Source organism: Carboxydocella sp. JDF658 (assembly GCF_002049395.1).
In the GTDB taxonomy this organism is placed as follows: Bacteria; Bacillota.
The window spans coordinates 1-342 of sequence record NZ_BDLR01000133.1 but is presented as its reverse complement, the minus strand read 5'-3'; the positions used below and the strand labels follow the sequence as shown (position 1 = coordinate 342).

Here is a 342-nt window from a genome sequence, read left to right as displayed (position 1 = left end):
GGCGTACTGGAGGTACGTCGAGGACCTCGACGCAGTCGGCAACGTAGCCAGGCGAAGTTCATAAACAACCGAACTGCTCCTTGAAAACCGCACAGAGTAAAAGGTAACACACTCTGCGAAACATCGTAGCGTGTAGAGTGGAACCATTTTGGCCGCCGGGCTTTGGAAATGTAGTATTGTCGGCAGCTTGCTGCCGGTAACAATACTAGTGACAGCCGTAGGCGGGCAAAATGGGGAAGCACGAGGTTAAGATACTAAGGGCATACGGTGGATGCCTTGGCGCCAAGAGCCGAAGAAGGACGCGGAAAGCTGCGAAAAGCTCCGGGGAGCCGCAAGCAGGCT

General features: G+C 55.0%; 1 rRNA gene. It reads left to right on the top strand.

The window, feature by feature from the left end:
* Positions 1-244 precede the first annotated feature (244 nt).
* Positions 245-342, top strand: a 23S ribosomal RNA gene (locus JDF658_RS12745); the annotation flags it as partial.